Below are 21237 nucleotides of genomic sequence, written 5' to 3'. Positions count from 1 at the left end.
TCAGCGTTCCGGTGGTGTTTCCGCCTCGACAGGAAACACCACCAGATGGTCCATTTCGACACGAATACCGATCGCACTACCTTTGGCGTGTGCATGATGACTGGGAACCAGACTCAGGATGCGGGCACCGCTGTCCAGCTCCAGCGTGTACAAAAAGACTGAACCCCGGAAGGCTTTTTCCAACACTTTCGCAGTGGAGTGGCTATCATCATCGTGAATGACATCGTCCGGGCGAATAAGAACTGACACCAGTTCTCCAGAAGCGTACGGCAGATCCTCGTCGGTATGCAGAACACCCAGCTCGGTGCTCACACTCAAGGTATCGATGACTGTACCCGGCAAGAACACCCCCTCACCGACGAAATCAGCCACATAAGCGCTCTGTGGCTCGTGGTAAAGATCAAACGCACTGCTCCACTGCAGTAATTGTCCAGCTCGCATGACACCGATTTCATCGGCCATCGCAAAGGCTTCCAGTTGATTATGACTGACCAGAATCGTGGTAATGCCATCCTGTTTCAGGACCTCACGAATTTCCCGGGCAATCTCCTCTCGCAACTCCACGTCCAGACTGGCAAAGGGCTCATCGAGCAGCAGAATACGCGGACGCGGTGCCATGGCTCTGGCTATCGCCACACGTTGTTGCTGCCCACCTGACAGCCGATGCGGATAGGCATCCAACAGCTCGCCAATGTGCAGCAATTGCGCCAGCTCCTGCACGCGTTTCTGTTTATCTGCAGCCTTCCAGCCATTCAGGCCAAATGCAATATTGTCGCGAATGTTTAAATGCGGAAACAGCGCGTAATCCTGAAACACCATGCCGACCTGACGCCTTTCCACCGGCAACTGATGTCCGGCCCTGCTCACCACTTCACCACCAATGATGACCTCACCTCCCGTGACAGCCTCAAATCCGGCAATGGCGCGCAGCAGGGTTGTTTTACCACAGCCGCTGGGTCCCAACAGGCAACCGATATCCCCTTCTTTCAATTTCAGGGAAATGGCGTGCACAATGGGTGTGCCTTCCAGTGCCACGGAAATATTATTGATTTGCAGAGCGTGAGTCATGACCCGGTCGTGATGCAGAAATGGATAAACTGATGATGATAACAGGAATGATGCCGGCAAGAACAATCATCAGCGCCGAGGCGGCGGCTTCGGTCAGCCGCTCCTGGTTAGCCAGTTCATAGGTTCTGATAGCCAATGTATTAAAATTAAAGGGCCTCAATATCAAGGTGGCCGGCAATTCTTTCAACACGTCCACAAACACCAGCAATGAGGCTGTCAGCAGACTGCCACGCAACATGGGAATATGTACCCGCCGCAGAATCTGCCAGGCGCCCAGCCCCATCGAACGGCCTACGTCGTCCATACTGGGTTTGATTTTGCCCAGACCGGCATCCAGCGTATTCATGGACACCGGCAAAAACCGTACAACGTAGGCAAACATCACCGCGACAAGAGTCCCGCTGAGCAGTAGCCCGGACGATACATCAAATTGCCGCTGCAACCAGCCATCCAGTGTATTGTCAAACCAGGTAAACGGAATCAGCACCCCCACGGCGATCACGGTCCCCGGAATCGCGTATCCCATGCTCAATATCCGCACAGCGGCTCGCATGGGCACTCCAGGTTGCAGTCGTTTCGCGTAGCTGATCGCCAAACCCAGTAACAGAGCGATAACGGCCGCCGTGCCGGCCAGCTTCAGGCTGTTACTGATCAACTGGCTGAAAGCCGAGAAATCGACGATGTCGCGAGTGTCCCATGCCCACCAGGCAAGTTGCAGAAACGGGATAAGGAAACCCAGCAATACCGGCAAACCACAACACAGTAAGGCCAGGAACAGGCGACCACCTTGCAAGCGGATTTGCGGCAGACGTGAATATTTGGTGCTGGTATGGTGGTATTTCGCCTTATTGCGTGACCACTGCTCGGTCACCACCAGCACCAGAATAAACAGCATCAACAGTGCTGACAGTTGCGCAGCCGCCGTAGAGCTGCCCATGCCAAACCAGGTCCTGAATATACCGGTCGTAAACGTTGATAAACCAAAATACTGTACGGTACCGTAATCGGCCAGGGTTTCCATCAATACCAATGCCAGGCCGGCGATAATCGCCGGTCGTGCCAATGGGACCGCGACTCGCAAGAAAGCCCGCCATGGGCCTGCACCCAGCGTTCTGGAAACCTCCAGCACACAGACGGATTGCTCAAGGAAGGCCATGCGGGACAGCAAATAGACGTATGGGTAAAGCACCAGCGACAACATCGTCACAGCACCACTCAGCGAACGAATCTGAGGGAACCAGTAATCACCAAAACGTAAATCAAATGTATCGCGAATAAACGCCTGCACTGGGCCCGTTACGTCCAGCATGCCCGTGTAGGTATACGCAATGATGTAGGCGGGCATGGCGAGCGGCAAAACCAGCGCCCATTCAAGAATCCGGCTACCGGGGAAACGCGTCATGGTGACCAGCCAGGCGGGCACCACACCCAGGATCAGGACCAGCACGCCGACACCCAACATCAGGGTCAGCGATTGCCCGATGTATGTCCATAACAAGGTATCACTCAGATGCTGCCATACCCCGTCACTGCCGCTACCTACGGAGGCAACAACAGTCAGAATCGGCACACTCAAAAGCAAACAAAGCGCAATGATACTGATCAGTGCGCTTTGTTCCCGAATCTTTCTCAGAAATACGATCTGTCGTGTCAAAATAATGCCATTAGCAAAGAGTTACCGCCATCCTGCCCTGTCCATCAGGCGAACGCCCTCGGCATTATGAATACCCAACTGATCCAAGGCAAGATCATCGGCCTTGAATGTACCCCAGGCTGCCAGTGTATCGCTGACTGGCACATCGTCACGAACCGGGTACTCATTGTTTGCCTCGGCATACCAGGCCTGAGCTTCATCGCTGACCAGAAACTCCATTAACTGAATGGCCGCTTCTTTGTTCGGTGCGTAACGGCTCAAGCCGGCGCCACTGATATTGATATGTGCTCCGCGATCCTGCTGATTGGGCCAGAAAACCGATACCTGTTCTGCCTGCTCGCGCTGCGCCTCACTGGTGGCGTTCAGCATACCTGCCAGATAGTAGGTATTGACTACCGCCAGCTCACATTGCCCAATTGCCACCGCAGCAATCTGATCGCGGTCACCACCCTGCGGGGCACGCGCCATATTGGCCACCAGGCCACGCGCCCACTGCTCAGTTTCTTCAACACCATGATGAGCAACCATGGATGCCGTCAATGACTGATTGTAGATATTTGAAGAGGATCGAATGCAGATCTTGCCACGCCACTTGGGGTCAGCCAGGTCTTCATAAGTCGACAACTGATCAGGGGACACCCGCGAATGATCATAAACAATCACTCGCGAGCGCAGGGAGGCAGCAAACCAGTAACCCTCACTGTCCCGATACTTGGCAGGAATCCGCTGTTCGAGCACCGACGAGGACACAGGCTGCAGCAAGCCCATCTCTTTGGCCCGGTGCAGACGCCCCACATCCACTGTCAGCAGCAGATCAGCCGGGGTATTGGCACCTTCCAGCTCCATACGGGTGGTCAGCTCGTCGGCCCCTGCTGTAATCAGATTCACAGTGATGCCGGTCTGCTCAGAAAATCTGTCAAGAATTGGCTTGATCAGATTCTCTTCGCGAGCAGAATAGATATTAACCTCCGCCGCCTGAGACTGGGCAATTGACAACGCGGACAAGGTCAACGCTATCGTGACAGCACACTTCTTGAATAAATTCACTTCCGCCTCCTGGGTACATCTCTTGATGGGCGAAAATGATAATTGCTCTCATTTAGATTTGCAATATTTATATGCGCTTTTATTTATTGAGCTGCATCAGCCTCTTCGCGCCGGGCGCCCATCAGGATGCCGGGCAAACCATAATTACCTTCATGGCAGGCGTATTCATACATCCGGTCTTCACTGGCATTAAAACTCATCTCGCCGCGCCAGACCTGCTCGTAGTATACCGGATCACTCACTTCAAACTCATACAGGATCTGGGATTCAGAATAGCGGGTAAAGCGTTCAGTGACTTTGCCCTGATCGGACAAGGGTACCTGTCCGCCGCCAGCCTGTTGCGGGTGCAGATTGACCGTTTCAACAACCAGAGTGTCGCCCTCCCAGCGGCCCACCGAATCACCCAGCCATTGATGCAGCGCCGAGGGGCGATGCTCACCGTCTATGGGTATGATGCGGGCATCCTGGTTCATCTCCACCAGAATCATCACATAGTCTTCTGTCTGCACAATCTGGTAGTGGTTGTTATACAACACATTCAGCATGGGTGGTCCGCCGGTACCACCAAAACCAATCAGGCAGCGCTCGCCCAGCGATCGACCTTCCGGCCCGTCATTACTGCTGAATTTGGCACGAAACTCGCGACGGAGCTGTTGCCCCTGCTCAGAATAAGGGATGCGACCGCTGGGCGGGTCGATTACCCAGGAGGTGCGATACTCGCCCTTGACCAGCCCGAAAGTACTACCTGGGTCTATCCAGAATGCATTGTACCCCCGTCCCATCGCCAGATCGGAGCCATCCAGTAGCTCACCTGCCTGTAGATTGTCGTCGGTGGCCTGACGCACGTTCTGAGGATGAGCCGCCGTCACTTCCGCCAGACGATCAGGTGGGACCACCAGATAGTCATATCGGCTGTCGCGTTGCAGTGTTGTAATTGATGCATTCGTCCATAGCCCCTGAAAGTCCGGCTTGCCCGACGGAGTGCGAGGAGGCTCATAGTCGTCAGCCATCAGCAGCGAAGTAAACATCATCAGTGCAGCTGTCGTCAGACAGCAAGGTGTTCTGCTCATATCCATCCGGACCTCTTTTAATTATTATTTCTGACAGAATCATAACAGACTGCGGCGAATGGTCACACTTTGGAAGTTTGCCCGTTCTTGATATGTCATAATGAGCCTGTACGTTTAATTATCAACTAAACCGATTTCTTGAGGGAACTGTTGCCATGATGAGAGTCAGAAACTTACGTGTTATTACTGCTGCTGCTCTGCTTCTGAGCCTGGCCGCCTGCAACGGAGCGGAAACTGACAACGCAGCCCATGACACTGCCGACTTTAACCTCACCCTGGATATGGTGACCTTTATGAATCACGCCCTGGAGCCCGTTGCCGACGTGCTTTGGCGATCTGCCGGCTGGGTGGATGATGAAGTGGAGGGTTACTTCGAACTCTATCCGACTGACGACGAAGGCTGGCATGAAGTCGAGGGCATGGCTGGCGCTATCGTTGAGCTGGGAAATGCGCTGATGCTGCCCGGACGGGCTTACGATGACACTACCTGGGCCACTTACTCCAAGGCCATGAGTGAAGTGGGATTGCGGGCCATGATCGCCGCCGAGGAGCAGAATGAGGAAGAACTGTTTCAGGCGGGGGCACAACTTTACAGCGTCTGTACGGCATGTCACCAGGCCTACAACCCGGAGATTGTCACCCGCTTTGCGCCGTCCAGTCTGAGCGATTGATGCACACACGCCGGCTTGTATTGCTGCTGACGGCACAGCTTCTGCCGGCGCTGGCGCTGGTTCTGCCCGTTCTGGCGCTGGCCCATAACATTGCCGGTGGCGATGCCAGTTTTATTGCCAGCAATGCCGGGGCAGCACCGGGACCATTTATGTATCTGGGCGCGAAACACATGGTGTCAGGATACGACCACCTGTTGTTTCTGGCCGGGGTAATCTTTTTCCTGTATCGCCCGATTCACGTCATCCAGTACGTAACCCTGTTCGCGGTTGGACACAGTACAACGCTGTTACTGGGCGTGTTGGCAGACATACAGATCAACGCCTATCTGATTGACAGCTTTATCGCGCTTTCAGTGGTTTATAAAGCACTGGAGAATATGGGCGGCCTGGACAGGCTGGGCAAGTGGCGCCCGAACACACGCCTTGCGGTACTGCTGTTTGGTCTCATTCACGGCTTCGGTCTGGCCACCAGCCTCCAGGAGCTGCAGCTGGCAGATGAAGGCTTGATCGTCAATCTGATCAGCTTTAACGTCGGTGTCGAAATCGGACAGATTCTTGCCCTGTTGTTTATATTTGCTTTTTTTGAAGTCTGGCGAACCCGGAACTCATTCAGGCAGTACGCTTTTATCAGTAATGCTGCTTTGATGTGCGCCGGGTTCATCCTGATGATGTATCAGCTGACAGCCTGGCAATTGAATGCCTGACGGGAGTGAAACAATGAAAGAACACCGGCTTGTCGCCGCTATCGGCATAGCTTTTGCCAGTGCCCTGGCCATTTTTCTGACCGTGGTTCTGCCCGCAGAGTTTGGCCGTGATCCGCTGGGCACGGGCCGCCTGCTGGGACTGAGCGGCATGGCCGACACCACGGCGGATTCGTTAAATCCGCAGTACGAAGTGCATAAATCCGAGACCATCGAACTGGTCCTGGAACCTTTCCAGTCGCTGGAATACAAGTACCTGATGGACAGAGGCAATACGCTGGTTTTCAGCTGGCAGGCCGATGGCGAACTCTACTTTGACATGCACGCTGAAGACATCACTGTCGAAGATTACGACGAAAGTTATGCCCAGGGGGACGCAGCATCCGACCAGGGCTCGTATCAGGCAGCATTTAACGGCATGCACGGTTGGTTCTGGGAGAACCGCACCTTCCAGACAGTGACACTCAAGCTCAGCACCGCCGGTTTTTACGTGATGGCAACCGAATTCCGCGGCGGCGGCTCAACAGATCGGCAACCACCCCAGGTATTCTGATTTGCGATTCCGGTGAAGTTACCGCGTTGCCGTATGGCAATTCTCACACGACGTGTACAAGTCATTGTTAAGCTCCATAAGAGCATCAAGGTCCTGATTTTTAGCCGCCTGCCATGCCCTGACAGAGGCATCACGCATCAGCACGGTGTCCTGCAACCATTGCTCTGTGAGGCGTTTATAGCCCGGGATCAGTAGCAGGTTTGCAGCCTCGGCCAGCATCAGAGTCTTATTTTCCAGCTCCCGCCACGCAGCATCATCTTCAGGCGGAAACCGTGATACATAGAAAACGGCATCCGATGTCGGCTGGATGATACGCGTCATCAGCGCCGACATATCCGCTATCGCCTGAGGCTCGTCATCTGCCGCCAACAGGCTTGTCGATGACACAGCTACCAGCAGGAAAAACAGGTACTTATTCATCCAACGCCACCTCAGTCTGCAATCAGCACAAAAAGCATAACACATAAAAAAAGCGCCTGTTTGATCCGGATCAACCGGTCATACAAGCGCTTCTTTTTAAGCTTCAGCAGACTCCAGGGACTGCTTTCAGGCTGTCAGATTACCGCTCGTCCGGATCTGAACCGTCCTGCGGCGCACCGATACCTGATGAACCCATAAACAACTTACGGCCATCCGGGAATGTGATGTCACGGCCATTAGCGCGACAGGCCGGCGTACACAGACGGTCTTTACTCTGGTAACCGGTCACAACGATTTCAGTACCGATTTGCAGTGAGTTACGTGTAATGCCGCGACGCAGCAGGGTATTCGGCGTACCACCCTCGGCCATCCAGGCCTGCTCGGAACCATCTTCATTGGTGTGGCGCAGGTGGATCCAGGAGTGTGGGTTAATCCACTCTACCCGGGTAATCGGACCACGCAGCGCAACCGGCAGGTTGGCGTCAAATTCTGCGGAAAACGCGTGGTGTGCGGTTGCCGGCGTTTTTACACCCATGGCAGCAATGCCACCAACGACTGCTACAGCAGCTACAAGCAGTTTCATTTTCATGCTAATCACCCCTATTCATTTAGCTTCAATGGCTAAAATATTACCGTTAATGGCGTTCTGTTTCCAGAGCAAAGACAGTCCGCCTGGCGTTACTCTTCGACATTTAGTCTCATTATTCTTAAAAAGGCATGACCATATCTTCGATAGGACGGCCTTTACGGAAGCGGCCAAACAACAGCTCTTCCACAAACTCCACACATTTAAACTGGGGGAGCTCGAAGTCATTTTCAAGTCGGCGATACAAAGGCATCGCAATCGTCCAAGGCTCGGTGTAGAGCTGCGGATCTTCAATTGTTGCCTCATATTCAATCACATTCTCGTCAACCATCGTGTAACGTTCTGTGACTTTCGATTCCCATGATCGGTAGTTACCGGCCCGATCGTACCAGGTCTGATCTATCAGGCCTGACACTTCCACAACAAAGGTATCACCTTCCCAGTATCCGTATGATTGTCCCATCCACGAATCAATGGGAGGCTCACCCGGATCTTCCAGGTAGACGTTCCTCACTGCTCCTGCAAAGGAATAAGCAATAAAAAACGCACTGTTGCTCTGGAATATCTGGAATGGATGAGGCAGGTAGGTCGCTCTTGGCACACCTGGCATAAAGCATTTAATTTCCGGATCCCGATCCAGCCAGTTTTCGCGATTTTCATCGCGCTGGGCAAGCGCCTCGGGCTTGTAGGGGATGTAGCCGTTGTTGGTGGTAATGACACCCTGACTGGCAGGCACAGCACCTACCGCACCCATGGCGACTACTTCAGGAGCAGGTACCGGAACAAAATCCCCGGGTACCATCGCAAACGCTGACTTGGGTGGAGCTGGTTCGAGGTTATTATTGGCCGTTGTCAGTACCTGCCAGATACCGTTCAGATCCGGCTTACCGTCCGGCGTACGAGGAATATCGCTGGCGGCAGACTGCGACTGGGCAGATGCTGTCTGACTGGCCTGTGGTGTGGATGAACTCTGCGGCGCCTCTGGTGAACAGGCCAATGCACTGACTGCCACGGCTACAGATAATAATTGTAATTTTTTGAACCCGTTAAGCATGTTTTTATACACCTCCCCTTGTGATCTGAGGATATAAACACTTCGATTTTGCACTGTCAAGCCTTAAACACCGTCCTGAACTACGCTATGCTCTGGCCACTTCGCACTGAGGATCAGGCCATGTTGCAGAATTTGCAAAATCGCTATTCACGTTACTTATTATTGCTATTCACAGTCGTTTGGCTGAGTGCCTGTGCCAGCGGGCAGGCACCTTCGGGTGGCAGCTCGCCGGAGGAGCTGACCCGCAATGGCCCTTATGAGATTCGTTCCTACATCGGCTTTGAATATCCGGCCGAGTATTTGCGCGCCACGATTTATTATCCGCTGAATGTTGACCGACCGGTGGGCGGCATTGCCATATCGCCGGGTTTTACGCAATTACAGCGACACAATAACTGGTGGGGAGCGCGCCTTGCCTCTCATGGTTACGCGGTTCTGGTGCTCGACACCAATGATTTGCGTGATCGTCCTGAACAGCGCGCCGAAGCATTGTTTGCCGGCATCCGGACATTGCGCCAAGAGAATGCCCGAGGCGAAAGCCCGCTTTACCAGCAACTGGACAATGACAGAATGGCCGTCATGGGACACTCGATGGGTGGTGGTGGCGCCCTGCTGGCTGCCCAGAAGTATGGTGATCAGCTAAAGGCCGCCATTCCCTACACGCCGTGGCAACCGGATGCAGATTTCAGCGGTATCACCATACCCACTCTGATATTCGGTGGGGAAGACGACCGCATTGCGCCCGTAGCCGATCACGCACGAATTCATTTTGACAGCCTTCCCGACACAACCGAAAAGGTCTATCTGGAAGTTGCCGGTGGAGATCACTTTATCGCCAACAATCAGTCCGGGCACCTTCACGGCATGCTGGGCAAGTACGCCCTGGCCTGGCTGAAACTGCATCTGGACGGGGACGAGAGTTATCGCGATATGTTGTATGGGAACATGCCGACCAGCGACCGTCAGCAGTTTTCACGAGTCAATAACTGACCTGTTGCCATTGGAGCCGCAGAGCGTCTGGCGATCAGCGAGGCGGGTCCGGACGCTCTGCAAGACTGCCATTCAGCCTGAACCATCCAGCGATACTGTATCGATCGCGCCCGGCTGGCAGTACTTCGTGTGGCACTTCCGTGCTCAAAAAAACCACCACAGTCCCATATTGCGGGTGAATACGGCAAATTTCGCCGTCACTCCGGGGATCAAACAACACCAGTTCCCCACCATCGCCGTCAATCCAGTCCGGATTCAGATAAACAACAAGGGACAGTTCGCGCCGCGCGCCACGTTCCAGACCGTCAGGGCGGAATGCGTCAAAGTGCTTTTTGTAAAAGTCGCCCGGGCGATAATGCGCAAAATGTGACTCAAATGAAAACAAGCCCATAAACAGACGCCGATTCAAGCCACGCTGCAGATGCGCAGCCCATTCCAGCCACAGACGTTCGGCGGGTGTTTCGCCCTCAATCCAGCGCACTTTATCCCGACGTATGGAAGGGGCCAGCATGTGATCCTGACTACGACCAATGCCTGCCAACTGAAAGTCTTGCTGATTCATGTGCAGCAACTGCTCGCGCAGCGCTATCAAAAACTCTTCAGGAATGGCGTCTGTCTGAACGCTCCAGGATTGTTGCGACAGGTCTTCGGCAATCTGATCAAGAACAACATCGGTAAGCATATCAAAGCCGCCATTAGGTCAGAGCGCCGCGCCGGTTTGCCAACTGCAGTGCGCTGACATGAAAGGAGGCGCATTTTGCCTTTGCCGTGAAGCCATCACAAGGATTTTTTGGGATGACTGTTTTTAACTGGCCCTAACACCTATACTGACCGGACTCGCTTGGCACATAAGTGAAACGCATGTCTATCAGCAGTATCAAACGCAGCGCGCTGACCATAGCCCTTATCTATCTGATCAGCGGCTCTCTATGGATCATTTTCAGCGACCGGCTACCCTTACCTGAGGTGCAGGGAAACCCGGTCAGCCTCGTGGCATTTCAGACCGCGAAAGGTCTGTTTTACGTGATGGCCACCTCGGTCATGCTTTATTGGCTGAGCATACACGCACTGAAACGACAGCGCAGTATTCAGGAGAAAGCGTGGCAGACAGAACATCAATTGATTGCCGAGCGCCAGCAGCTTGCCTACTTTGATACGCTGACCGGACTGCCCAACCGGCTGCAGCTCATCGAAGCACTGCAGCATGCAGTGCACAGCCCGGATCACACTGACCACCCGCTGGCCTTGCTGTATATCGACCTGGATGATTTTAAAAGCGTCAATGACAGCCTCGGCCACAATGCTGGTGATGAGCTGCTAAGGGCTGTAAGCAGCCGCCTCACCTCAGTCAGACGTCCCGGCGATTTACTGGCAAGACTTGGCGGTGATGAATTCGCCATCATGGCCAGAAAAATCAACAATGCTCACGACGTGCACATCATCTGCCACCAGATTCTGCAGGCACTTGCAGCGCCTTTCACCATCCATAATGGCAGACAGATATTCGTTGAAGCCTGCATAGGTGCCAGCCTGTATCCTGCTGACGCGCGTAGCGAAGAAGCCCTGATGCGAAACGCCGACACGGCGATGTATCGTGCCAAGCACAGCGGCCGCAACCGCTACGTCATGTACGAAGCCAGCATGAGCAAGCAGGTGCGACAGCAACTGGATATGGAAACATCCTTGCGCCAGGCTGTCGCGCTGGAAGCACTGGAGCTGCACTTTCAACCCAAAGTTGACTGTGCGTCCGGAAAATACCTGGGAGCCGAGGCGCTGCTGCGTTGGCCGCAGCCCGATGGTCGCTATATAGCGCCCGCGGAATTTATACCGTTAGCGGAGCGAACCGGACTGATCATTCCGATTGGCGACCTTGTTCTGGAAGCATCATGCAAAATGCTCCGTCAATGCCTGGATAGCGGCCTGCAACCCTGCAGCATTGCAGTCAACATCTCCCTCAAACAATTTCGCGGACGCAGTGCTGCACTGGAGCAGAGCATAAGCACCGCACTGAGCCGCTGGCATGTGCCACCGCAATTGTTAAGCCTTGAAATTACCGAATCTGCATTAATGGAGAACCCGGCGGAAGCGGCGGCAAGCCTTAACAATATCCGGGCCACCGGCATCACTATCGCCATTGATGACTTTGGCACGGGGTTCTCCAACATGATGCAACTGTCACAACTGCCGATTGACATCCTGAAGATTGATACCAGCTTTACCCACTCACTGGGTGATAACACGCCGGGCAATCAGGTTATACGCTCAGTCATCGAACTGGCGCATCGCCTGAAACTCAAAACGGTAGCAGAGGGCGTGGAAACCGAACAACAATGGCAAATCCTCAAGGATATGGGCTGCGATCATCTGCAGGGTTACTTGTTCTCACGCCCTCTCAAAGATGAAGATTTTATTCAGTGGCTGCAAGAGCACGGCGCGCAGGACTGACAGGCTGCAACCCCGACAACAACTCATCCAGTTTACCCAGAATGCCCGAGTTGGCCTGTGCGATGTCCGACAGGCGATTATCGAGGGCGTACTGTTGACTGGCTTCAGCATACACAGCCAGGTTGCTCATAAACTCACTCAGCACCCTCACGCTCATACGGCTGGCATTCATGCCACAACCCAGCTCTTCCAGACAGATGGCATTCAGTTGCTGCTCAAACTGGCCTGACAGCGGCATCGCCAGATAGGGTTTACCCAGATAAAGTGCCTCGCTGATCAATGTAAACCCGGCCGTGGCGATTACGGCACGGCAAGACGACAGGTCCTGCAGAAATCCCTCACTGCTGAACGGCCTGAATTCGAGATTGCCAGTCTTTCCGGTCTGCGAACTGCCATAAACAAGAAACTGGTATTGCGGAAATCGCCGCAACAATGCTAACAACCCCTCGAATTCGCTGGTCACATAAACCAGAAAATGATTGCCAGCGCCTGGCTGGCATTGCAGTACCTCTCTTCGCAGAATCGGCGGAAACAGAAAGGTGAAATCATTTTTGGTCTCGCCGAAAAAGTAAGTGGTTGCCAGGGCATAATCCGGCTTTGGAACCATCAGGCGAATTACCAGCTCTGTCAGCCAGCGTGAGCCGCGCAGATTAGCGGGCGAATCATATTTCATGTAACGCATGCGATGCTGATTATCCAGACTGATCAATGGCACGCGATGCAATCGGGCCCACCAGGCGCATGTCGGTTCGAAATCGGTAATCACCACATCCGGTCGGAAAGTGGCAAGCAGCTCACGCAGCGCACCCAGACGTCGGACAGCGATTGGCAAGCGGCGCAGGTTGTGCCAGATAGTCTTGAACACCTGAACCTTATTATTGCTGCTGACTATATGCAGACCTTCGATCGCCACGCAGTCAAAACTGGCCTGCAAATTTCTGAAACCGCGGTCATAACTGACAACCTTAACCACATGCCCGCAATCCTGCAGATGCCGGACAACTTCCATGGCACGCGAGGAATGGCCCGACCCTTCGCCGGAGACGCCATACAGAATTCGCAGCATATCAATCATTCCCGGTCTGAATTTCCATGGCGCCAGTGTAGGGATAAATTGTGACAATTCCGTTAAGCCATTGTCAGAATCCACCATACCGACGATAATTATGGCCTTTGCATAGGGGACACTGACATGGCTCAGGACAAAGCGCCGGATTTTGAAGAGACGCTGACAGAGCTGGAGGCGCTGGTCTCCCGGATGGAAGAAGGGCAGATGGGTCTGGAAGAGTCACTGGCGGCATTCGAGAAAGGCATCAATCTGACCCGCGAGTGTCAGCAGGCACTTCAGCAGGCCGAGCTCAAAGTGCAGATCCTGACCAATGCGGACAGTGAACCGCCCCAGACCGACGTTCTGCTCACAACCCCCGGCAATCTCTGACCGCCCCCCTTTCGACCCGGAGAAAGGGCAACTCTCAACACTGAATTTACAGAACTTTGACTATGCAGGCAGACCTGAACGATTTTTTTCTGCTGACCCGGCAACGCTGTGAGCAGACTCTCGACATGGCTCTGCAGAATCTGCCAGCCATGCCGGTGCGGCTGACCGAGGCGATGCGCTACAGCGCTCTGGCTGGCGGCAAACGCATCCGGCCCTGTCTGACTTACGCGGCCGCAAACGCACTGGGCGCAGAAATCTCCATCGCCGATATACCTGCGGCGGCCATTGAGATGATGCATTGTTACTCATTGATCCACGATGACTTGCCGGCCATGGATAACGACGATCTGCGCCGAGGTAAACCCACCGTCCACAAAGCGTTTGATGAAGCCACCGCTATCCTGGCCGGTGATGCACTGCAATGCCTGGCCTTCCAGATAATAAGTGAGCAGCAGCAATTCAACGCTCAAACCACTTGCCGTATGTTATCGGTGCTGGCTTCGGCCGGGGGCTGCAGTGGAATGATTGCCGGCCAGGGCATAGATCTGGCCGCTGTTGGTAAAGGCTTGTCGCTTGCTGAACTCGAGATCATGCATCAATTGAAAACCGGCGCACTGATCAGCGCCGCAGTTGAATTGGGTGCCCTGGCAGCCGGCTGCACTGATTCCCGGACTCTGGCAGCGCTGGCAACTTATGCCCGCAGCATCGGACTGGCTTTTCAGGTTCAGGATGACATACTGGACGTCACCAGTGACACACAAACGCTGGGTAAAACCCAGGGTGCTGACGTGGCCTTGAATAAACCGACATACGTGAGCCTGCTGGGATTGGCCGGTGCCCGTGAAAAGGCCGACCAACTGGTTAAAGATGCATTGCAGGCCCTTGAACAATTACCTGGTGAGACACAAACCCTGGCTGACATTGCAACTTATATTACGGACCGACGTCACTAAGCGTTTGACGAAGGCCCAACCGTGCATTACCGTTACCGATCACCGCTGAACGCAGGCACAAGATTCAATGCTGACTGAAATACCACTCAAGCGCCCCGACACACCGCTGCTGGACCAGATAAACTCGCCGGCCGACCTGAAAGAGATGGATCCGGCCGATTTTCCTGACCTGGCCAGGCAGTTGCGAAACTTCCTGCTGTACTCGGTAGGCCAGACCGGCGGACACTTTGGCGCCGGCCTGGGTGTGGTCGAGCTCACCATAGCCTTGCACTATGTCTTTGATACCCCGCAAGACCGCCTGATATGGGACGTCGGCCACCAGACCTACCCTCACAAGATACTTACCGGTCGTCGCGAACAAATGTTAAGCATGCGCCAACAAGGCGGCCTGGCAGCCTTCCCCTGCCGAACCGAAAGTCAGTATGACGCCTTCGGCGTCGGCCACTCCAGCACTTCCATCAGCGCGGCGCTGGGCATGCTGGTTGCTGCCCGTCGCGAGCAGTCCGACAGGCATGTCATCGCTGTGATCGGTGACGGTGCCATGACGGCAGGCATGGCTTTTGAGGCGCTGAATCACGCAGGCGAGCTCGATGACAATGTGCTGGTCATACTGAATGATAATAATATGTCGATTTCGCGCAATGTCGGCGGACTGTCCAGCTACTTCGCGCGCATGTGGGCCAGCAAACCCTACAACTTTATTCGCAGTGGCAGCAAAAAAGTACTCTCACACATCCCGCCGGCCCTGAAAGCGGCCCACCGGGCTGAAGAGTACATGAAAGGCATGGTGTCGCCAGGCACTCTGTTTGAGGAAATCGGCTTTAACTATATAGGCCTGGTTGACGGCCATGACACCGATCGCCTGATCGAAGTTCTCGCCAATATCAAACAATTGCGTGGCCCTCAACTCCTGCACATCGTAACCCAGAAAGGCAAGGGTTATACCGCATCGGAAAACGATCCTTTTGGCATGCATGCCATGAGCAAAATCGAGGTCAAACCCAAGCGGCCCGTCAAAACGCCGGATACTCCAAGCTACTCCCAGGTATTTGGTCAGTGGCTGTGCGACATGGCCGCCAGCGACGAGAAGTTGATGGCCATTACACCGGCGATGAGTGCCGGATCTGGCATGGACGAGTTTGCGAGAGCCTGGCCGGAACGTTTTTTTGATGTCGCCATTGCAGAGCAGCATGCTGTGACCTTTGCCGCAGGCATGGCCTGCGACGGTCTGAAACCTGTAGTCGCCATATACTCAACGTTTCTGCAACGCGCCTACGATCAACTGATTCACGATGTCGCTCTGCAGGATCTTGATGTGCTGTTTGCCATCGATCGCGCAGGTCTGGTGGGCGAAGATGGCCCGACCCATGCAGGCAGCTTTGATCTGAGTTTTTTACGCTGCATTCCCAATATGGTCATCATGGCACCCAGCGATGAAAACGAATGCCGTCAGATGTTGTATACCGGGCACCTGCACAACGGCCCGACGGCTGTTCGTTATCCGCGAGGCAAAGGCCCGGGCGCTGCGATCAATCAAACGATGGAAGCGCTACCGATAGGCAAAGCAAGACTGCGCCGCAAGGGTAACACTGTTGCCATTCTGGCATTCGGCAGCATGCTGACACCTGCACTGGCGGCGGCGGAGCAACTGGACGCCACGGTTGTGGATATGCGTTTTATCAAGCCGCTGGATACCGAGACGATCCGTATTCTGGCGCAGCAGCATTCCCTGCTCGTCACAATAGAAGAAAACGCCATCGCCGGCGGTGCCGGTTCTGCAGTTAACGAATATCTCTTACAAGAGGATTTTCACATACCGGTTTTAAACCTCGGATTACCAGACTGCTTTATCCCGCACGGCAAAGTGCCGCAGATGCTGACCTCGATTGGACTGGATCGTGACGGCATATGCCAGTCCATCCGTCGCAAATTGACTCAATGTAAAATTCATTCAAGGGCGGTCTGACTGACCCGACCGGAAAAACAATATGGAAACTCCAGAGCAACGCAATGCAAGGCACAAGAAAGCCATGCAACGCAAAAAGGCACACATCGACCAGCGTATTGCTGCAGCCACCACTGACAAAGGTCTGCTGTTGGTGCTGACGGGCAACGGCAAGGGCAAAAGCTCATCAGCCTTTGGCATGCTGGCCAGAAGCGTCGGTCACGGCCTGCGCTGCGGCGTGGTGCAGTTCATCAAAGGACAGTGGGAATGCGGTGAACACCTTTTGTTCGCCGAACACCCGCAAGTTGAATTTCAAGTCATGAATACTGGTTTTACCTGGGAAACCCAGGATCGGGACTCCGATATCGCGGCAGCCGAAGCGACCTGGGCACATGCCGAGCGCCTGCTGGCCGACAACAGCATTGATGTTGTACTGCTGGATGAGCTGACATATATGCTGACCTATGGTTACTTGAACCCCGATCGTGTGCTCAGTGCACTGCAAAATCGCCCGACCAGCCAGCATGTCATTATCACGGGCCGCAATGCCAGCAAGTCATTGATCGAACTGGCCGACACCGTAAGCGAAATCAACGATGTCAAACATGCTTTTAATGCCGGCATCAAGGTCCAGAAAGGCATTGATTACTAACTTCGCAATGCGCTTTTGTATCCTGCTTTGTTGCCTGATGACAGGCCAGAGCGCCCTTGCGCAGCCGATCCGGGTCACTGACGATAGTGGCCGGGAAGTGTCCCTTACCAAACCTGCTCAGCGCATCATTACACTGGCACCGTCATTAACCGAACTGGTGTTCAGCCTGGGTGCCGGCGACCAGGTGGTCGGGGTCATGGACTACAGTGATTACCCTGAGCAGGCTCTGCAATTACCGGTGGTCGGTCGCTATGACACACTGGACATGGAGCGCATTGTGGCGCTGCAACCCGATCTGATAGTTGCCTGGCGCAGCGGCAATCCACGCGGCGCTTTACAACGTCTGGAGGAAATGGGTTATCCCGTTTATATAGCCGAGCCGCTATCACTGCGCAGCATCGCCAGTCACCTGTTTCGACTGGGTGCGCTGACCGGGCATCACGAGACTGCCAATGAGCTGGGCGCCGATTTTTTGAATCAGGTACAGGCACTGCAATCCGGATTCGCGGAAAGGGAAACAATCAGCGTCTTCTATCAGGTTTGGCACTCACCATTAATCAGTGTGGGCGGCCAGGAGCTGATCAATGACATGATTAATATCTGTGGCGGACAGAATATCTTTGCCGAGTTACCCATTGGCCCCAAGGTAAATCTTGAAGATGTGCTGGCCAGAGATCCGCAGATCATTCTGGCCAGCGGATCTGACGAAAATATGCCGCTGTGGCTGGATGACTGGCGGCGCTGGCCGGAGCTTTCCTCCGTGCAGCACAATCACCTTTACAGTATTCCACCAGATCTGGTTCAGCGCCACAGTCTGAGGGCTCTGCAAGGTCTTCAGCAAATGTGTCGGTATATTGATCGGGCGCGCCAATGATCTAGTTACGTAAAAGGTGGCCCATTTTACTGACTTTTACTGCCAGATAACTTTCATTGTGCTGGTTCAAACCAATCTCAATCGGTACTCTGTCTACTACCTCAATACCCAGATCTGACAGCGCATCCACCTTACGAGGATTATTGGTCATCAGGCGCAATCGTCTGACTCCAAAGTGCTCAAGAATCGGCTTACAGACATCATATTCCCGGCCATCAGGTTCAAACCCCAGTTTGACGTTGGCCTCAACAGTATCTGCGCCGGCATCTTGCAGGGCATATGCTTTAATCTTGTTCAGCAAGCCAATTCCCCGCCCTTCCTGACGCAGATAAATAATCATGCCCCGCCCTTCAGCAGCTATCTTCTCCATGGCAAACTGCAATTGCGGGCCGCAATCACAGCGCAAACTGAACAGGGCATCACCTGTCAGACACTCCGAGTGTACCCGGCACAACACTGGCTGATCATCCGACAGATCCCCCATGGCCAGCACAACATGTTCCTTGCCCGTCACAATGTCTTCGAATCCATGAATGCTGAATTCACCCAATGCCGTAGGCAGTTCTGCTTCGGCAATAAATTTCACTTCCACCTGCTATCCCCTTACTAAATAACAGCCGCCAGCAGCTGCAAACATACCAGCGCAAAAAGTCCCGCCAGCACATCGTCAATCATGATTCCCAGGCCGCCATGTACATGTCTGTCAAGCCAGCGGATAGGCCAGGGTTTAATAATGTCGAAAAACCGGAACAACAAAAAGCCGACGACGATCCAGAACCATCCGGGTGGTGCCATCAACATGGTGAGCCAGTAACCAACAAATTCGTCCCAGACAATTCCGCCGTGATCATGTACACCGATATCCCGCGCAGTCTTTCCGCAAAGCCACACACCGACTGCAAAACTCAATAGCAAAATAGCCGAGTACAACAAGGGATTTGAGACCGGCAACAGCAGATAAATCACAACAGCGGCCACGGTGCCAAAGGTACCCGGAGCACGTGGTGCGGCGCCACTGCCCAGACCAAAAGCCAGGAAATGTACCGGGTTATGCCAGACTGACCGCGGTGTTGATGCCATTAAAGCACTCCGGAATCAGGAAAAATGTTGATAACCATGCTCTGTCAGCTCCACTGATTGACCATCTTTCAGCCGGATCTTCAGCCCTGGCGATTGCACTATCTGTCCCACCAGAGTCAAACTGACCTCCAATTGATTGGCCAGACCCAGTAATGCGCGTTTGTGTTGCGGGGAGGCACAGATACATAACTCATAGTCATCACCACCGGTCAGAGCCAGCAAAAGCTGATCTTCTGCGGGTACCAGGCGAGTGAATACATCCGAAAGCGGAATAGCATCAGCATTCAGTACTGCGCCCAATTCTGTTCGATGTTCTCCATCTGTCCCATTGCTGGGTGCTGCGCCAGCACTGGCCTTGAGGATATGCCGCAAATCCGAGGCCAGGCCGTCTGAGATATCCAGTCCGGCCGATGCGATGCCGGCCAGACGCCGACCCAACTCCACCCTGACATCCGGCTGATAGAAAGCGCGCTGCAGACAGGCTAAATCCGCTTCTGACAGAGGCGAGCTCTGCAAGCGGCTGTCACCCTGTAACTGCCACAAGGCGACTGCCGCATCGCCCAGCGTACCCGTCACATAAATATCATCTCCCGGCCGGGCACCGCTGCGCAGGATGGCCTGTCCCGTCTCCACCAGGCCATGAGCCTGAATGGTGATCGACAGTGGCCCTCGAGTAGTGTCGCCGCCGATCAGAGGGCAGTTAAACTGGCCTGCAACAGCTGCCAGTCCACGACTGAATTTCTCGAGCCAGTCGGTATCAACCTCAGGCAGACTTAATGCCAGCGTAAACGCAACCGGTTCGGCACCCATGGCCGCCAGATCACTCAGGTTGACCAGCAGGCAGCGTTGCCCCAGCAAAAACGCATCCGCCTTCTCAGGAAAGTGAATCGATGCATTCAGCGTATCAACCGAGAGCACCAGTTGCCTGCTGTCGGGCACCTGTAGCAAGGCCCCGTCATCGCCCTGCCCCAGCGCGACGCATGAGCGCTTAAAAGCCAGTGACTGCGCCGCAAAGTAGCGGGCAATCAGTTCAAATTCCGTCAGTGCCACCGCGCTCCAGCGCTCTTAACTGTTTAGACGCTTTATCGAGCACGCCGTTAATGTATTTGTGCCCGTCAGTCGCGCCGAACACTTTGGCCAGTTCAACGGCCTCATTGATCACCACTTTGTAGGGCACATCGATGCGATGTGCCAGTTCAAACAAGCCAAGACGCAGTAGTGAAATTTCGACCGGGTCAAGTGCCTCTAATTTGCGATCAATCAGGGGCTCCATCAACTCATCAAGCTCCTGCACATGCTTAATGACTTCCGGGAACACTTCCTTGAAAAACTCGCGGTCGATCTTGCCCTGATAGTAAACCAGAAACTCGGCCATGATCTCGTTTACCGGCGAACGGGCAATATGCCACTGATACAGTGCCTGCAACAGCATGCGTCGGGCCTTCTGGCGCTCGGACAGTTTTTTGGTCCTGGCATTTCTGGCAGCCTGATCAGACTGCTCAACAGGCTCAGCCTGATCCGGCAGGGAGCCACTGACTCCGGGAATATCGATCACAGATCAGGCTCCCAGCTGGCCGAGCACACTGACCATTTCGATCGCGCCCAGCGCGGCTTCAGCGCCTTTATTACCGGCTTTGGTGCCAGCCCGCTCAATCGCCTGCTCAATACTGTCAACCGTCAGCACACCAAACGAGACTGGCACACCTGAATCCAGACTAACCTGACTGAGTCCTTTCACACATTCGCCGGCTACGTATTCAAAATGAGGAGTGCCACCACGAATGACAGCGCCAAGTGCAATCACGGCATCGCAGGGACGCTTGGCAACCACATGCTTGGTCAAAACCGGTAACTCATAGGCTCCTGGCGCCATCACAATACTGATGTTCTCTTCCGGCACACCGTGGCGACGCAGCGCATCGATCGCGCCCTCTATCAGCTTGTCTACTATAAAGCTGTTAAAGCGGGCCGCCACGATAATGTAACGCCCCTGGCCTGATGTGAAATCACCTTCCACCCGTCGAATATTGCTCATC

At 54.2% G+C, this 21237-nt stretch carries 24 protein-coding genes; 10 read left to right on the top strand and 14 right to left on the bottom strand.

From position 1 onward, the window contains the following. From PS2015_RS03720 to PS2015_RS03705, 4 genes are all read right to left on the bottom strand, one after another. Entirely contained in the window at window positions 1-1068 is a 1068-nt protein-coding gene (locus PS2015_RS03720; protein WP_058020968.1) for an ABC transporter ATP-binding protein, read from the bottom strand. Continuing rightward, window positions 1043-2722 (bottom strand): ABC transporter permease, encoded by a 1680-nt coding sequence (locus PS2015_RS03715; protein ID WP_237113368.1) that lies wholly within the window; start codon window positions 2720-2722, stop codon window positions 1043-1045. The genes PS2015_RS03720 and PS2015_RS03715 overlap by 26 nt, the downstream gene beginning before the upstream one ends. Window positions 2723-2743: 21 nt before the next feature. Beyond that, window positions 2744-3769, bottom strand: coding sequence for a Fe(3+) ABC transporter substrate-binding protein (locus tag PS2015_RS03710; RefSeq protein WP_058020967.1), 1026 nt, complete (start codon window positions 3767-3769; stop codon window positions 2744-2746). An 83-nt stretch (window positions 3770-3852) separates the two neighbouring features. Beyond that, entirely contained in the window at window positions 3853-4839 is a 987-nt protein-coding gene (locus PS2015_RS03705; RefSeq protein ID WP_156412645.1) for a hypothetical protein, read from the bottom strand. A gap of 155 nt (window positions 4840-4994) precedes the next feature. Between PS2015_RS03705 and PS2015_RS03700 the strand changes: the two genes are divergently transcribed. The 3 genes from PS2015_RS03700 to PS2015_RS03690 are packed head-to-tail and all read left to right on the top strand — an operon-like array spanning window position 4995 to window position 6764. Beyond that, the gene (locus PS2015_RS03700) at window positions 4995-5510 is read left to right on the top strand and encodes a hypothetical protein (RefSeq protein ID WP_058020965.1); all 516 of its coding nucleotides are present in this window, start codon (window positions 4995-4997) and stop codon (window positions 5508-5510) included. After that, window positions 5510-6214 (top strand): HupE/UreJ family protein, encoded by a 705-nt coding sequence (locus PS2015_RS03695; RefSeq protein WP_058020964.1) that lies wholly within the window; start codon window positions 5510-5512, stop codon window positions 6212-6214. Before PS2015_RS03700 ends, PS2015_RS03695 begins: the two co-directional genes overlap by 1 nt. Before the next feature lie 13 nt (window positions 6215-6227). After that, window positions 6228-6764, top strand: coding sequence for a hypothetical protein (locus tag PS2015_RS03690; protein ID WP_058020963.1), 537 nt, complete (start codon window positions 6228-6230; stop codon window positions 6762-6764). Window positions 6765-6782: 18 nt separating this feature from the next. On the opposite strand, the gene PS2015_RS03685 is transcribed toward PS2015_RS03690, so the two are convergent. From PS2015_RS03685 to PS2015_RS03675, 3 genes are all read right to left on the bottom strand, one after another. Continuing rightward, a complete protein-coding gene (locus tag PS2015_RS03685; protein WP_058020962.1) occupies window positions 6783-7184 on the bottom strand; it encodes a hypothetical protein in 402 nt (133 codons plus the stop codon). Window positions 7185-7323: 139 nt separating this feature from the next. Beyond that, the gene (locus PS2015_RS03680) at window positions 7324-7773 is read right to left on the bottom strand and encodes a DUF6152 family protein (RefSeq protein ID WP_058020961.1); all 450 of its coding nucleotides are present in this window, start codon (window positions 7771-7773) and stop codon (window positions 7324-7326) included. Window positions 7774-7891: 118 nt separating this feature from the next. Then, on the bottom strand, window positions 7892-8824 hold the full coding sequence (locus PS2015_RS03675; protein ID WP_156412644.1) for a hypothetical protein: 933 nt from the start codon (window positions 8822-8824) through the stop codon (window positions 7892-7894). Between the two features lie 87 nt (window positions 8825-8911). Between PS2015_RS03675 and PS2015_RS03670 the strand changes: the two genes are divergently transcribed. Then, the gene (locus PS2015_RS03670) at window positions 8912-9814 is read left to right on the top strand and encodes an alpha/beta hydrolase family protein (RefSeq protein WP_058020960.1); all 903 of its coding nucleotides are present in this window, start codon (window positions 8912-8914) and stop codon (window positions 9812-9814) included. A gap of 34 nt (window positions 9815-9848) precedes the next feature. Here PS2015_RS03670 and PS2015_RS03665 read toward each other — a convergent pair whose 3' ends face one another. Then, window positions 9849-10496 (bottom strand): 2OG-Fe(II) oxygenase, encoded by a 648-nt coding sequence (locus PS2015_RS03665; RefSeq protein ID WP_058020959.1) that lies wholly within the window; start codon window positions 10494-10496, stop codon window positions 9849-9851. A 179-nt stretch (window positions 10497-10675) separates the two neighbouring features. On the opposite strand from PS2015_RS03665, the gene PS2015_RS03660 reads away from it, so the two are divergent. Continuing rightward, complete coding sequence (locus PS2015_RS03660) at window positions 10676-12259, top strand: putative bifunctional diguanylate cyclase/phosphodiesterase (RefSeq protein ID WP_058020958.1); 1584 nt, start codon at window positions 10676-10678, stop codon at window positions 12257-12259. On the opposite strand, the gene PS2015_RS03655 is transcribed toward PS2015_RS03660, so the two are convergent. Further along, on the bottom strand, window positions 12222-13325 hold the full coding sequence (locus PS2015_RS03655) for an MJ1255/VC2487 family glycosyltransferase (protein WP_169792266.1): 1104 nt from the start codon (window positions 13323-13325) through the stop codon (window positions 12222-12224). The two genes, PS2015_RS03660 and PS2015_RS03655, sit on opposite strands and share 38 nt — an antisense overlap. A gap of 126 nt (window positions 13326-13451) precedes the next feature. On the opposite strand from PS2015_RS03655, the gene PS2015_RS03650 reads away from it, so the two are divergent. The 5 genes from PS2015_RS03650 (at window position 13452) to PS2015_RS03630 (ending at window position 18121) form a co-directional block, all read left to right on the top strand. After that, a complete protein-coding gene (locus tag PS2015_RS03650) occupies window positions 13452-13697 on the top strand; it encodes an exodeoxyribonuclease VII small subunit (RefSeq protein ID WP_058020956.1) in 246 nt (81 codons plus the stop codon). A gap of 62 nt (window positions 13698-13759) precedes the next feature. Then, entirely contained in the window at window positions 13760-14650 is an 891-nt protein-coding gene (locus tag PS2015_RS03645) for a polyprenyl synthetase family protein (RefSeq protein ID WP_058020955.1), read from the top strand. A 67-nt stretch (window positions 14651-14717) separates the two neighbouring features. Continuing rightward, window positions 14718-16616, top strand: coding sequence for a 1-deoxy-D-xylulose-5-phosphate synthase (dxs, locus tag PS2015_RS03640; protein ID WP_058020954.1), 1899 nt, complete (start codon window positions 14718-14720; stop codon window positions 16614-16616). Window positions 16617-16638: 22 nt separating this feature from the next. Next, window positions 16639-17247 (top strand): cob(I)yrinic acid a,c-diamide adenosyltransferase, encoded by a 609-nt coding sequence (cobO, locus tag PS2015_RS03635; protein ID WP_058020953.1) that lies wholly within the window; start codon window positions 16639-16641, stop codon window positions 17245-17247. A gap of 37 nt (window positions 17248-17284) precedes the next feature. Further along, window positions 17285-18121 carry a cobalamin-binding protein gene (locus PS2015_RS03630; protein WP_058023123.1) on the top strand — a complete coding sequence of 279 codons (837 nt, stop codon included), beginning with the start codon at window positions 17285-17287 and terminating at the stop codon, window positions 18119-18121. Window position 18122: 1 nt separating this feature from the next. Here PS2015_RS03630 and ribA read toward each other — a convergent pair whose 3' ends face one another. Genes ribA through ribH form a run of 5 tightly spaced genes read right to left on the bottom strand, consistent with a single transcriptional unit; the run spans window position 18123 to window position 21236 of the window. After that, a complete protein-coding gene (gene ribA, locus PS2015_RS03625; RefSeq protein WP_058020952.1) occupies window positions 18123-18713 on the bottom strand; it encodes a GTP cyclohydrolase II in 591 nt (196 codons plus the stop codon). Between the two features lie 14 nt (window positions 18714-18727). Next, window positions 18728-19201 carry a phosphatidylglycerophosphatase A family protein gene (locus tag PS2015_RS03620; RefSeq protein ID WP_058020951.1) on the bottom strand — a complete coding sequence of 158 codons (474 nt, stop codon included), beginning with the start codon at window positions 19199-19201 and terminating at the stop codon, window positions 18728-18730. A gap of 15 nt (window positions 19202-19216) precedes the next feature. Beyond that, entirely contained in the window at window positions 19217-20251 is a 1035-nt protein-coding gene (thiL, locus tag PS2015_RS03615; RefSeq protein ID WP_058020950.1) for a thiamine-phosphate kinase, read from the bottom strand. Beyond that, on the bottom strand, window positions 20232-20747 hold the full coding sequence (gene nusB, locus PS2015_RS03610; RefSeq protein ID WP_418054915.1) for a transcription antitermination factor NusB: 516 nt from the start codon (window positions 20745-20747) through the stop codon (window positions 20232-20234). Before nusB ends, thiL begins: the two co-directional genes overlap by 20 nt. 12 nt (window positions 20748-20759) lie before the next feature. Continuing rightward, complete coding sequence (ribH, locus tag PS2015_RS03605; RefSeq protein WP_058020949.1) at window positions 20760-21236, bottom strand: 6,7-dimethyl-8-ribityllumazine synthase; 477 nt, start codon at window positions 21234-21236, stop codon at window positions 20760-20762. Window position 21237: the final 1 nt, after the last annotated feature.

Origin of the sequence: Pseudohongiella spirulinae, from assembly GCF_001444425.1 — a bacterium.
Lineage (GTDB): Bacteria > Pseudomonadota > Gammaproteobacteria > Pseudomonadales > Pseudohongiellaceae > Pseudohongiella > Pseudohongiella spirulinae.
This window is presented reverse-complemented; position numbering and strand designations above follow the sequence as displayed.

Excerpts from the sequence above, each read along its gene's own strand:
- PS2015_RS03720 (WP_058020968.1), bottom strand. The coding sequence starts at position 1,068 with ATGACTCACGCTCTGCAAATCAATAATATTTCCGTGGCACTGGAAGGC.
- PS2015_RS03705 (WP_156412645.1), bottom strand. The coding sequence starts at position 4,839 with ATGAGCAGAACACCTTGCTGTCTGACGACAGCTGCACTGATGATGTTT.
- PS2015_RS03700 (WP_058020965.1), top strand. The coding sequence starts at position 4,995 with ATGATGAGAGTCAGAAACTTACGTGTTATTACTGCTGCTGCTCTGCTT.
- PS2015_RS03695 (WP_058020964.1), top strand. The coding sequence starts at position 5,510 with ATGCACACACGCCGGCTTGTATTGCTGCTGACGGCACAGCTTCTGCCG.
- PS2015_RS03690 (WP_058020963.1), top strand. The coding sequence starts at position 6,228 with ATGAAAGAACACCGGCTTGTCGCCGCTATCGGCATAGCTTTTGCCAGT.
- PS2015_RS03685 (WP_058020962.1), bottom strand. The coding sequence starts at position 7,184 with ATGAATAAGTACCTGTTTTTCCTGCTGGTAGCTGTGTCATCGACAAGC.
- PS2015_RS03680 (WP_058020961.1), bottom strand. The coding sequence starts at position 7,773 with ATGAAAATGAAACTGCTTGTAGCTGCTGTAGCAGTCGTTGGTGGCATT.
- PS2015_RS03675 (WP_156412644.1), bottom strand. The coding sequence starts at position 8,824 with ATGCTTAACGGGTTCAAAAAATTACAATTATTATCTGTAGCCGTGGCA.
- PS2015_RS03670 (WP_058020960.1), top strand. The coding sequence starts at position 8,912 with ATGCTCTGGCCACTTCGCACTGAGGATCAGGCCATGTTGCAGAATTTG.
- PS2015_RS03665 (WP_058020959.1), bottom strand. The coding sequence starts at position 10,496 with ATGCTTACCGATGTTGTTCTTGATCAGATTGCCGAAGACCTGTCGCAA.
- PS2015_RS03660 (WP_058020958.1), top strand. The coding sequence starts at position 10,676 with ATGTCTATCAGCAGTATCAAACGCAGCGCGCTGACCATAGCCCTTATC.
- PS2015_RS03655 (WP_169792266.1), bottom strand. The coding sequence starts at position 13,325 with ATGCTGCGAATTCTGTATGGCGTCTCCGGCGAAGGGTCGGGCCATTCC.
- PS2015_RS03650 (WP_058020956.1), top strand. The coding sequence starts at position 13,452 with ATGGCTCAGGACAAAGCGCCGGATTTTGAAGAGACGCTGACAGAGCTG.
- PS2015_RS03645 (WP_058020955.1), top strand. The coding sequence starts at position 13,760 with ATGCAGGCAGACCTGAACGATTTTTTTCTGCTGACCCGGCAACGCTGT.
- dxs (WP_058020954.1), top strand. The coding sequence starts at position 14,718 with ATGCTGACTGAAATACCACTCAAGCGCCCCGACACACCGCTGCTGGAC.
- cobO (WP_058020953.1), top strand. The coding sequence starts at position 16,639 with ATGGAAACTCCAGAGCAACGCAATGCAAGGCACAAGAAAGCCATGCAA.
- PS2015_RS03630 (WP_058023123.1), top strand. The coding sequence starts at position 17,285 with ATGACAGGCCAGAGCGCCCTTGCGCAGCCGATCCGGGTCACTGACGAT.
- PS2015_RS03620 (WP_058020951.1), bottom strand. The coding sequence starts at position 19,201 with ATGGCATCAACACCGCGGTCAGTCTGGCATAACCCGGTACATTTCCTG.
- ribH (WP_058020949.1), bottom strand. The coding sequence starts at position 21,236 with ATGAGCAATATTCGACGGGTGGAAGGTGATTTCACATCAGGCCAGGGG.